13 protein-coding genes are annotated in these 9,911 nt (G+C 50.3%); 5 read left to right on the forward strand and 8 right to left on the reverse strand.

Annotated features, from left to right (window positions below; translation table 11 throughout):
• Positions 1-244: 244 nt before the first annotated feature.
• The 4 genes from NP589_RS20380 (at position 245) to NP589_RS20395 (ending at position 4,177) form a co-directional block, all read left to right on the forward strand.
• Positions 245-973, forward strand: coding sequence for a VPLPA-CTERM sorting domain-containing protein (locus NP589_RS20380; RefSeq protein ID WP_256608615.1), 729 nt, complete (start codon positions 245-247; stop codon positions 971-973).
• A 296-nt stretch (positions 974-1,269) separates the two neighbouring features.
• Positions 1,270-2,268 (forward strand): sulfate ABC transporter substrate-binding protein, encoded by a 999-nt coding sequence (locus NP589_RS20385; protein WP_256608616.1) that lies wholly within the window; start codon positions 1,270-1,272, stop codon positions 2,266-2,268.
• Between the two features lie 30 nt (positions 2,269-2,298).
• Positions 2,299-3,201, forward strand: coding sequence for an EAL domain-containing protein (locus tag NP589_RS20390; RefSeq protein WP_256608617.1), 903 nt, complete (start codon positions 2,299-2,301; stop codon positions 3,199-3,201).
• Positions 3,202-3,427: 226 nt separating this feature from the next.
• Positions 3,428-4,177 carry an IS5 family transposase gene (locus NP589_RS20395; RefSeq protein WP_256608618.1) on the forward strand — a complete coding sequence of 250 codons (750 nt, stop codon included), beginning with the start codon at positions 3,428-3,430 and terminating at the stop codon, positions 4,175-4,177.
• Between the two features lie 14 nt (positions 4,178-4,191).
• Here NP589_RS20395 and NP589_RS20400 read toward each other — a convergent pair whose 3' ends face one another.
• From NP589_RS20400 to def, 4 genes are read right to left on the reverse strand one after another with little or no spacing between them, the layout of a single operon-like run.
• Complete coding sequence (locus tag NP589_RS20400; protein WP_256608619.1) at positions 4,192-4,530, reverse strand: DUF2845 domain-containing protein; 339 nt, start codon at positions 4,528-4,530, stop codon at positions 4,192-4,194.
• Complete coding sequence (locus NP589_RS20405) at positions 4,530-5,363, reverse strand: quinoprotein dehydrogenase-associated SoxYZ-like carrier (RefSeq protein WP_256608620.1); 834 nt, start codon at positions 5,361-5,363, stop codon at positions 4,530-4,532. The genes NP589_RS20400 and NP589_RS20405 overlap by 1 nt, the downstream gene beginning before the upstream one ends.
• Before the next feature lie 18 nt (positions 5,364-5,381).
• A complete protein-coding gene (locus NP589_RS20410) occupies positions 5,382-6,296 on the reverse strand; it encodes a quinoprotein relay system zinc metallohydrolase 2 (RefSeq protein ID WP_256608621.1) in 915 nt (304 codons plus the stop codon).
• Positions 6,297-6,307: 11 nt separating this feature from the next.
• Positions 6,308-6,835: a peptide deformylase gene (gene def, locus NP589_RS20415; RefSeq protein ID WP_256608622.1), complete on the reverse strand. Its 528-nt coding sequence runs from the start codon at positions 6,833-6,835 to the stop codon at positions 6,308-6,310.
• 198 nt (positions 6,836-7,033) lie between these two features.
• Between def and NP589_RS20420 the strand changes: the two genes are divergently transcribed.
• Positions 7,034-7,378: an HvfA family oxazolone/thioamide-modified RiPP metallophore gene (locus NP589_RS20420; RefSeq protein ID WP_256608623.1), complete on the forward strand. Its 345-nt coding sequence runs from the start codon at positions 7,034-7,036 to the stop codon at positions 7,376-7,378.
• 51 nt (positions 7,379-7,429) lie between these two features.
• Here the strand turns inward: NP589_RS20420 and NP589_RS20425 are convergent, their stop codons facing one another.
• The 4 genes from NP589_RS20425 to NP589_RS20440 all read right to left on the reverse strand — a co-directional run.
• Positions 7,430-7,753 (reverse strand): HesB/IscA family protein, encoded by a 324-nt coding sequence (locus NP589_RS20425; protein WP_026603991.1) that lies wholly within the window; start codon positions 7,751-7,753, stop codon positions 7,430-7,432.
• Positions 7,754-7,768: 15 nt separating this feature from the next.
• Positions 7,769-8,872 (reverse strand): cysteine desulfurase family protein, encoded by a 1,104-nt coding sequence (locus NP589_RS20430; RefSeq protein WP_256608624.1) that lies wholly within the window; start codon positions 8,870-8,872, stop codon positions 7,769-7,771.
• Entirely contained in the window at positions 8,872-9,357 is a 486-nt protein-coding gene (gene iscR, locus NP589_RS20435) for a Fe-S cluster assembly transcriptional regulator IscR (RefSeq protein ID WP_256608625.1), read from the reverse strand. The genes NP589_RS20430 and iscR overlap by 1 nt, the downstream gene beginning before the upstream one ends.
• Before the next feature lie 112 nt (positions 9,358-9,469).
• Positions 9,470-9,911: methyltransferase domain-containing protein (locus NP589_RS20440; RefSeq protein WP_256608626.1), on the reverse strand; the 442-nt coding region annotated here is incomplete at its 5' end.

Raw genomic sequence — 9,911 nt, forward strand, 5'->3', positions numbered from 1 at the left:
AAAGAAAAATGTTTTTTGGTCTGAATATTGTATGTGGCTCACCGTGCTTAGCCATAGGTGTGGAAACGGCTAACACGATTAGGGACTTCCAATCATTCATACTCGTTTCTGTCGCGGACTTTACAAACTAGACGCGCCGGGCGGTCTAACCGCTTCCGAATAGGCGGGAATGACGAATTTTTAGAGACCCCGAAAATCAAGATCCCAATGCGCTCTAATTTCAATCAACATAAAGGTTGTAATCGTGAATAAACTAATAAAATCAATCGGCATCGCTGGATTGGCGGGGTGTGCGCTCATTGCCGAGGCCCAAGCAAATACTCTGGAAGTGTCAGGAACCATTTATAAAGTAAGCGGCGGCACTACTTACGATACTTGGAAAATCAATATGCTGAGCGGCGGCACTTTCAAAGTCGATGTGTTGGCTTATGAGGCCACTCAAAAGCAAACATCCACCGCCGGTTACCAGGAAATCGACCTGAACAACGACGGTGAAATTACTTTTCTGGACCCGGATACGTATATCTACCGCGATGACGGCTTGCTGGATGCCGGCGATATGTTGGCGCGTTGCGACGATTCCGACGGCAATCACTGCCCCGATAGCAGTAATCAGCCGATTTTGACTAACACCGACGGTTCGGCGGACGGTTCGCTTTTCTTGCGCGATCCGGCGTTTAACGTAACTTTGCAGGCCGGCAATTATTTGTATCTGGTGGCCGATTACACCTTATCGACCAGTGAAGCTGTCGCGGGTATCAATACTAACGATAACTTGACCTTACCGACCGGGCTTCCCGCCCGCGATCATGGCGACTATCGGCTCACCTTGAGTTCCGATACCCTGAATTTTTCCCTGGCTGGCAATACCATCACCGTCTCGCAAGTGCCTGTTCCCGGTGCTGTCTGGTTATTCGGCAGTGCGCTGGCCGGATTGGCGACAGTAGGGCGGCGTAAGATCGCGGCGGTTTGATCTTGGTGAGCAGCGGGAAGCTTCGGTTTCCCGCTGTTTTATGCTCTGGTATCACGCCAAAACTAGCGAACTCCTTACTCGCTGCTGTTCCGAAATTTCCCTGAAAGCCTTTGTTTACGGCAAACCTAGCCATGCGTTGCTTAGGTCTGTATCTGGAATCCAATATCTCAATATCAGATATTTAATTCTAAATATATCGTTTTTGTTGGTTACTGGCTTTGCGTAGCATACGCAACGTGGTCAAACAAAGCCCAGCTTGCCGCAAACAGACCGATAACCTATTTTCAGGAGCACCCATGACATTCTCAAAATCAGTAAAGCCTTTACTCTTCGGAATCGCCTTGGCTATCAGCGGCAACGCGCTGGCCGAACGCACCCTGTTGAACGTCTCCTACGACCCGACTCGCGAGTTGTACAAAGAATATAACCAACTGTTTAGCCAATACTGGAAAACCAAAACCGGCGAAGACGTCGCCATCCAACAATCGCATGGCGGCGGCGGTAAACAAACCCGCGCCGTGATCGATGGCCTGGAAGCCGACGTGGTGACCTTGGCCCTGTCCGGAGACATCGATCAAATCCACGAGAAAGCCAATCTGTTACCGAAAGACTGGCAAAGCAAATTGCCTAACAACAGCTTGCCTTACACCTCGACTATCGTGTTTCTGGTGCGCAAGGGTAACCCCAAAGCTATCAAAAACTGGGACGATTTGATCAAAGACGGCGTGTCCGTCGTTACCCCCAACCCGAAAACCTCCGGCGGCGCCCGCTACAACTACCTGGCGGCCTGGGCATTCGCGGAAAAGAAAAACGGCAGCAAGGACGCCGCCAAGGCTTTCGTGGAGAAGCTGTTTAAAAACGTGCCGGTACTGGACTCCGGCGCGCGCGGCTCCACCACTACCTTTGCCGAACGCGAAATCGGCGACGTACTGATTACCTGGGAAAACGAAGCCTATCTGGTGTTGAAGGAATTCGGCGCCGATAAATTTGAAGTCGTCACCCCGCCGTTCAGCATCCTGGCCGAACCGCCCGTTGCCGTGATCGAAGCGGTGGCGAAGAAGAACGGTACCCAGGACTTGGCGACTGAGTACCTGAAATATCTCTACACCAAGGAAGCCCAGGAGATCATCGCCAAAAACTTCTACCGGCCGACCGACAAGGATATTGCGGCTAAGTACGCCAAACAATTCCCCAATTTGGAGTTGGTCAGCGTCGCGCAACTGGGCGGTTGGGGTGCGATACAAAAACAACACTTCGACGATAACGGTGTGTTCGACACGATTTATGGGCGCTGAGAACGATTCGGCAGAGGGGAGGGTATAGCCATGGTGGAAAATACCATCGAATTGCTCCGTGACGATCTGGAACGGGCTTTGTATCTGGATCTGGACGAGTTCAAACTGGAAATTCAGCAACAGGAAGTTTTGAGCCGGTTTATCGGCCTGAAATTGCGCAGCGAGTTTCAACCGATATTCGATGCCGCAAAATCCCAGGGACTACTTGGCTACGAAGCCCTGCTGCGCACGTCCACCGGCTTGGAAGCCGTGAACTCGGACTTTGCGTTTAGTTGGGCGGATAACCAAGGCAAGCTGGTGAAGCTGGATAGGGTGGCAAGAACCCTGCACATGCTTAACTATCTGAATCTACCGGCGGAAAAGGGTTTGCTGTTTTTAAACGTACACCCCAAATTGTTGGTGAGCGTGAACACGCACGGCAAAGTGTTCGAACACATTCTGCATCTGCATTCGGTGCCGACCACAAACGTCGTGTTGGAGATCATGGAAAACGCGGTGGAAGCCGATCAACAGTTGCTAGAAGCGGTGGACAATTATCGTGATCGTGGCTTTCAGGTGGCTATCGATAATTTCGGTAGCCGGCATTCCAATCTGGACCGCTTGTGGCGTTTGTCACCCAGCTTTGTGAAGCTGGATTTAAGCATCATCCATCAGGCGCAAACCGATGCCAAGATCCGCCGGGTGCTGCCGAAGTTAATCGAAATCATCCAGGCCTTGGGTGCCCAGGCGATCATTGAAGGCATTGAAAACGAAGTGCAACTGGATATTGCCTTGGATGCCGGCGGCAAATTGCTGCAAGGTTATTTTCTGGGACGGCCGGCTACGGCCGGACACTGGCAAAAACCCAGGGCGGTGGTACAAGACAACCCTTTAATGCCCGGTGCGCCGCAGCATTTTGGTAGTTTCAGCGTCCCGGCTCAGCAGGGTATGTAGTACGCAATGACCGTAAGACAGATTAATGGTTTACCGACAATTCGGTGAGATGTGCTCTCCTGTGGCAATCCTGCTAACCCCGCCGTTTCGGCGGGCTTTTTTTAGCGGTTGAATTTGGATTAAAAGCCTGACCGTTTAGGGGCTGTTGCCATTTTGGAATGCTCGTCTTGAAATCGCGCTGACGAGCCCAATTGATTGAGTTTTTCAATCAAAAGCCACTCAAGCGATGCCACGACAACTGTTTACGGACGACTACTGGAATAAATTCAAAGCCATCCTGTTAAGCCTTGGGATTTATGACAAGCCTTCGCTCAGACAAACGGTAGAAGGGATTTTTTATCGCATGCGAGTCGGCTGTCCCTGGAGAGACCTGCCTGCAACGTTTGGTAAGTGGAATGCAGTCTACAAACGATTCAATGCGTGGTCGCTTCAAGAAAAACTGATGGGCATCTTTCGGGGGCTGGTTGTGGAACCGGATTTGGAATGGACCTTTATTGACGGCAGTATCGTGAAAGCGCATCAGCATAGTAGTGGCGCGGCTTATGAACAGGATGCAGCGATTGGGCAATCAGTCGCGGGTAACACCACAAAAATCCATCTGGCCGTTGATGCCTGTGGGCTTCCTATTCATTTCTCGATCACCGGTGGTGAAGTCCATGACTGCAAAGAAGCGCCGGAATTAGTGGCTAAACTACCTTTGGCTAACTACATGATCGCTGACAAAGGCTATGACAGTGACCCCTTACGGATTCAAATTCGAGAGAAAGGCGGCATGCCCATCATTCCTAGAAAACAGAATTCAACTGTCGGGAATGACGGAATGGATTGGTGCCTCTACAAATACCGTCACCTCGTTGAAAACGTATTTGCGCGACTGAAGCATTTCAGGGCCATCGCTACGCGATATGACAAATTGAAACGCAATTTTGAAAGCGTCGTCGCTTTGGCCTGCGCATTCATTTGGTTACCTATGTAAAACGGCAACAGCCCCTAGTATCCGTAACTTAAATTGCGGATTTTTTTCAGCTCGCCGTCTTCAAATTCCAATAGCTGCTGAAACTTGCGAGGCCCGAAGTTGTATACCCATTCTTCTATCAGCACCTCTTCAAATTGATCTATCTCCAATGCGCCGTAGGGATGCCGCAAGCGGCTGCCACGGATTGCTCTGCGCTGTTCGACGGAATCCGGCTCCCCGCATTTTTCCAAGACCTCGGATTTATAGTCGCCCACCTGGACCAGCTTATGCCCGCAGCGTAGCGCGAATGCATCACCGGCAAACGCCAGCATGCCTAGTGCCAGCAGTACGCCTCTGATTGGCGGACTGACCATTAAGGACTTACCGTATAACTTTGCGAGTAGCTGCCGCCCTTGCTGCAAACATTCCGGCTGGTTGGCGATTCACAAGACACATCGGTAAATTCGGCTTTTAACTCGCCGGCCTTATCCGGCACAAAGTAGAAGCGGAAATTCGGGTCGGCGCTGATCGCAATGTCGATTTTCGCGTTGAGTACGGGCTTGCCATTAAACGTCACTTTCAATTGATCGATGAAGTGCGATTTTCTGATAAATCGGGTCATTTGATCCATCTGCATACCCGTGAGGTTGGGATGGCTGATCATCAATTGCGTCAACGCGGGTTGGCCGCTTTGCACACCGTCGTCGAGCCGAAACTTAACCTTACCCAACCGCTTCATGGCTTCATCCAGATCCGCGCCGATCGGTGCCGAGCAGCCGCCGCTGGCTTTCACGAATTTTTTGGTCATGCTGAACTTGCCGTCATTGGTTTCGGCCACCGCGCGGATGTCGCTATAGGTGTTGACGCGCACGCGCAAAGCCAAGTCGGCTTTGCCGCTCTCTGGAAAGAACTCGAATTCGCCGACAAATGGAAACGGGTTTTTGTCGACGAACAGCCAGATCTTTTTGATGTATTTATCTTTGCTTTGCGGAAATTTGCTGGTGACTTTAACCGGCACAATCGCCGGATCTTCCGCCCGATAAGGGGCATCCAACTCTATAACCGTGTTGGATTCTTCGATGTTTTTACCGGCGAAAAACTGGCTTTTCAAAACCGTGTTCCAGGTAATGTCATCGCCTTCCGCGGCAGCGGTCGCGGGCAAAATCATTAAAGCCAGCAGATAAACAATGTTGTTAAGTTTGTGCATGCTTTTACTCTCCTCTGTTTAATCTTCCCATTCCAGCTCGGCAAACGCGATGGTCACGTTTTTGCGGTGGAATTGTTCATATAATTGCCAATTCTTTTTGGCAGGCAAGCCGACGCTATTCACCGCCTGTTCCAAGGTTTTACCTTGCTTGATCATTGCTCTAACTTCGGTTGCCAAGCCAGTTAAATAGGCTTTTTGCGGCTGCAGACTTGCCGGCCAGTCTTTCACCAGATGGCCGTGGCCGGATACGACTAATTTGTAGTGATTTTTCTCCAAGCGCTCCATCTCCGACAACCAGCCTTTGATGCTGCCGTCTATCACCGGAATATGCTCTAAAAACAGCAGATCGGCTAGCCACATAGTGTCGGTAGTTTTGTCGTAAACGCTCAAATCGTTATCGGTGTGCGCGCTCGGATGCGCGGTCAGCAGCAGTTCGCGATTTCCCAGGTTCAAAGTCAGGTTGTCTTTTACTTCTATATCGGGCGGAATGATATTGTCTTGATTGACCTGAATATCCAACAATTCCGCGGCGCGACCGAGGTAATGGTCGCCGCGCGTGGCCATGGCACGCGCCAGCTTATGATGGCCGACAAACTGCACACCCGGTTCCTTGAAGGCGATATTGCCGTAGATATGGTCGGGATGCACATGGGTGTTGATCACATAACAAACAGGCTTAGCGGTCACTTGCTTGATAGTATTGCGTAACGCCGCCCCCTGCTGCGGACTACCGCCGCTATCGATCACCGCCACGCAGCGCTCACCGACGATAAAGCCGATATTGGCAATCTCGCCGTGATTGTCCCGATCCGGCCAATGATGGGCGGCGGTATGCAGATAGACGCCCGGCGCCACTTGACTGAAAGACAGTGGCGGCAGTGCCATGGTGCTGTAACTAATCAAAAGGCCCGCTAACAACAACACAAACTTCATTCAATCGGCTCCTAGGCAGCGATGCGTTTGAAAAACTCGGTTTCGGCAATAATATCCTGATTGTTCTCAACTCTATCCAGATACACCAAGCCCAACAAATGATCGAATTCGTGTTGGAATACTCGAGCCGGGAAATCCTGCAATGCCAAGCGGCAGAATTCGCCTTGCTGATTTTGATACTGCACATCGATAGCCTGGTAACGCGGCACCAGCGCGCGTATACCCGGCACACTTAAACAGCCTTCCCAATCTTTATACAAAGTGCCGTCAACAATTTCGAAACTTGGATTGACCATCAGAATCGGCTGCATGTCCGGGGCATGCGGATAACGGGTTGTAGGCCGGGAAGCGATGATCAATATTTGCCGGGAAACGCCTAGTTGCGGGGCGGCTATGCCGACACCATTAGACTCCAGCATGGTTTCGTGCATGGTTTCAATCAATTTGTGGAACTCCAGGCAGGCAAAGTCGTCAACAGGCTGCGCCTGCCGCCGCAATACCTCGGCCCCCAGTTGGAATATGGTTGTTGTTGAAGTCATGTTTATAGTGGGTATCGCATCGGCAGGTTGCGGAAAATTGACGTTTCGGGCGCAAGTATAATGCCGATTGGCAGAATCTTCCCGCCTTTACTTTACAAGGCTTTTTTGTGATATTAGCGACAGGCCCATTGCCCAAAATGCAGGGTTCTGGTTGCAAACCACTTATTAGAACAATTCGTTTTTTCCACAGGAGATAGTATGAAGAAAATCAACAAAACCCCATTTGCCATTGCAATCGGCGCATCCCTGTTGCCAACGCTGGCTGGTAATATCGCCCAAGCTTACAGCAATCCATTTGCATTGTCTGAGTTGAGCTCAGGTTATATGCTGACAGCCGAAGCCAAACCTGAAGCGGGTGCCGATAAAATGAAAGACGGTTCTTGCGGAGAAGGGAAATGCGGTGCAGCTATGATGAAAAAAAGCACCGATAGCAAAGCCGCTACTGAAGGCAAGTGTGCGGGTAACAAACCCGCTGCGCCAGCCGCCGACAAAGCCGCTGACGGCAAAAAAATGGAAGGAAACTGCGGCGCTAATATGAAATAAGCGCCGACGACGCCGGCTTTATCGAGATTGCAAAGCCGGCGTTTCTATAAACTAAACCGAAAAACTCTCTCCGCAACCGCAGGTGCCTTTTACATTGGGGTTATTGAATTTAAAGGCCTCGTTAAATCCTTCCTTGGCATAATCCAGCTCAATGCCGCTCAATTTATCCAGATCAGCCTGTTTCACCAGCACTTTTACGTCGTATTGATCGAATATCACCTCATCGGCTTCGGCCTGATCGGCATAATCTAATACATAGGCATACCCGGAGCATCCAGAGGTTTTGACTCCCAGTCTCAAACCTAAGCCTGTTCCGCGCTTTTGTAACTGTTTTTGGATTTGCCTGGCGGCACTTTCGGTAACGGTAATAGCCATTGCTAATTCTCCTAACTAATTTGCTATCGATGCTTTTAAGATGTCGACGAATTGATCGACTTCGGTTTCGTTATTATCTTTACCCAAGCTGACGCGGATGGCTGACCTGGCCAAAGAAGCTTCCACACCCATAGCAGTCAACACCGGGCTGATCTCGCCGGAAGACGCGGAACAGGCCGAGCCGCTGGAAACCGCGATATTTCGCTGATCCAACTGCATTAACAGCATTTCGCCGTTAATGCCGTTAATGCCAAACTGCACGGTATTCGGCAATCTTTTGGCGTGTTCGGCAAATATCACCAAGCCTGGAATAGTGCGTAGGGCTCGCTCCAAGCGAGTTCTCAGCGCCAACATCCTTTGTTCCCTTAAGCCCATTTCCGTCATAACCAACTCGGCCGCCTTGCCAAAACCCACTATCGCCGCCACATTTTCCGTGCCGGCCCGCGAGCCATGCTCCTGATCGCCCCCGCGTAGCCAGGGCTTTAAAACAAAATCTTCCGCAACCACCAATGCACCGCAGCCTTTTGGTCCGTATATTTTGTGACTGGATAAACTCATCAATTTAACACCCAGTTTTCTGAACGAAAATGGTATTTTACCCAGGGCCTGGACTGCGTCGGTATGCAGGTTGACACCTTGCTCAGCCAAACGTTCGGCGATGACAGCAACGTCCTGAATAACCCCAGTTTCATTGTTCGCCAGCATGACTGATGCCAGATCGCCGGCATGCCAATTTGCTCGATGCAACGAGGCTAGCGGCACAGATCCCGTAACGTCTACCGAAAGTGTTTGCAATTGCCGGAAACATTGCTGGTGATACTCGGCGTTTTCGAAAATGGAAGGGTGCTCAATAGTTGAAATAGCCAGTCCCACACCGCGAGCATTTGCCACTGCCTGTGCGTTGGCTTCCGTACCGCCGCTGGTAAAAACTATTCCTGCTGCTGGCGCATCGATAAGTGCAGAGATTTGTTCCCGTGCTGTATCTATCGCACTGCGGGCTATGCGACCAAGCTTGTAAAGACTGGATGGATTGCCATACATACCCTGCAAGTATGGCAACATCGCTTCCACCACCCGCTCATCGCTGCAGGTGGTAGCGTTATGATCCAGGTAGATCATCAAGCGATGCGCTTTTCCTGGCGGGGTTGCATTTCAATGACATGCTCCACGTGCTTGCTCTGTCTTTTTGCCACGTCGCTGACAAAATCTCGTTCCAGCAATTGTCCAAGACTAATTTCTTTTAAGTACGCGCGAATTTGCTCGCTCAAGCCCATCCACAAATCATGCGTCAGACAAGGCTCATCATTGTGGCAATTAGCTTTGCCACCGCATTTGGTCGAATCGACAGGTTCGTCGACTGCTTCGATAATGTCGGCAATATTAATATCCCGGGCGCTACGGCTGAGCGTATAACCGCCACCAGGTCCGCGGACGCCTTTCACCATGCCGGCCTTGCGCAAACGAGCAAACAATTGTTCAAGATAAGACAAGGAAATGGTTTGCCGTGTCGCAATGTCAGTCAGAGTCACCGGATTGGATTGGCTGTGGTAAGCCAAATCCAGCATCGCGGTGACCGCGTAACGCCCTTTTGTAGTAAGCCGCATCTCAAACCCCTTACAAACTAATGAAAATAAAGCTGACTATAAATAAACCCAGTAATTTGGTCAAGTATTTACAGCCAAGCAATGCTATTGGCGCTCTTTGCCAATGAGGTAATTATTTGATAAGCCTTTTTGCAAGGACTTGGTAGCTATAGGGCATAAAATCATCCTGCTGAACGAGACAACTAGTTGCTTTCGCAACCAAATTGATCAGTAGAATCAAGATCGGTGCCAATATCGAAAAAATCAAGGCCGGTTCTTTTCGAGCGATCCAGCCTAGAACAAGTTTCGAAATAGAGATATTTGTCAGTAAAGCGGCAGTTTCAATTGGCATACCCTGAGCATTACAACACTCAATATCCAACCCGTGCTTATCTGCTATCGCAGCAAAGCCATGGCGACTCAATCGCGAGAAGTCCCTAGGCTCATCATGCAAGGGATACAAAAACGGTATTTGGACTATCAAACTACCTCCCGACTTTAATACACGGCTGATTTCGTGAATGGCATCGTCGGCAGAGGGCAAATGCTCCAGCACATCCAATAGCAGTACTACT

This window comes from Methylomonas rosea (genome assembly GCF_024505055.1).
Taxonomy (GTDB): Bacteria; Pseudomonadota; Gammaproteobacteria; order Methylococcales; family Methylomonadaceae; genus Methylomonas; species Methylomonas rosea.

Coding starts and splice junctions, on each gene's coding strand:
- NP589_RS20385 (WP_256608616.1), top strand. CDS start 1,270: ATGACATTCTCAAAATCAGTAAAGCCTTTACTCTTCGGAATCGCCTTG.
- NP589_RS20390 (WP_256608617.1), top strand. CDS start 2,299: ATGGTGGAAAATACCATCGAATTGCTCCGTGACGATCTGGAACGGGCT.
- NP589_RS20395 (WP_256608618.1), top strand. CDS start 3,428: ATGCCACGACAACTGTTTACGGACGACTACTGGAATAAATTCAAAGCC.
- NP589_RS20400 (WP_256608619.1), bottom strand. CDS start 4,530: ATGGTCAGTCCGCCAATCAGAGGCGTACTGCTGGCACTAGGCATGCTG.
- NP589_RS20405 (WP_256608620.1), bottom strand. CDS start 5,363: ATGCACAAACTTAACAACATTGTTTATCTGCTGGCTTTAATGATTTTG.
- NP589_RS20410 (WP_256608621.1), bottom strand. CDS start 6,296: ATGAAGTTTGTGTTGTTGTTAGCGGGCCTTTTGATTAGTTACAGCACC.
- def (WP_256608622.1), bottom strand. CDS start 6,835: ATGACTTCAACAACAACCATATTCCAACTGGGGGCCGAGGTATTGCGG.
- NP589_RS20420 (WP_256608623.1), top strand. CDS start 7,034: ATGAAGAAAATCAACAAAACCCCATTTGCCATTGCAATCGGCGCATCC.
- NP589_RS20425 (WP_026603991.1), bottom strand. CDS start 7,753: ATGGCTATTACCGTTACCGAAAGTGCCGCCAGGCAAATCCAAAAACAG.
- NP589_RS20430 (WP_256608624.1), bottom strand. CDS start 8,872: ATGATCTACCTGGATCATAACGCTACCACCTGCAGCGATGAGCGGGTG.
- iscR (WP_256608625.1), bottom strand. CDS start 9,357: ATGCGGCTTACTACAAAAGGGCGTTACGCGGTCACCGCGATGCTGGAT.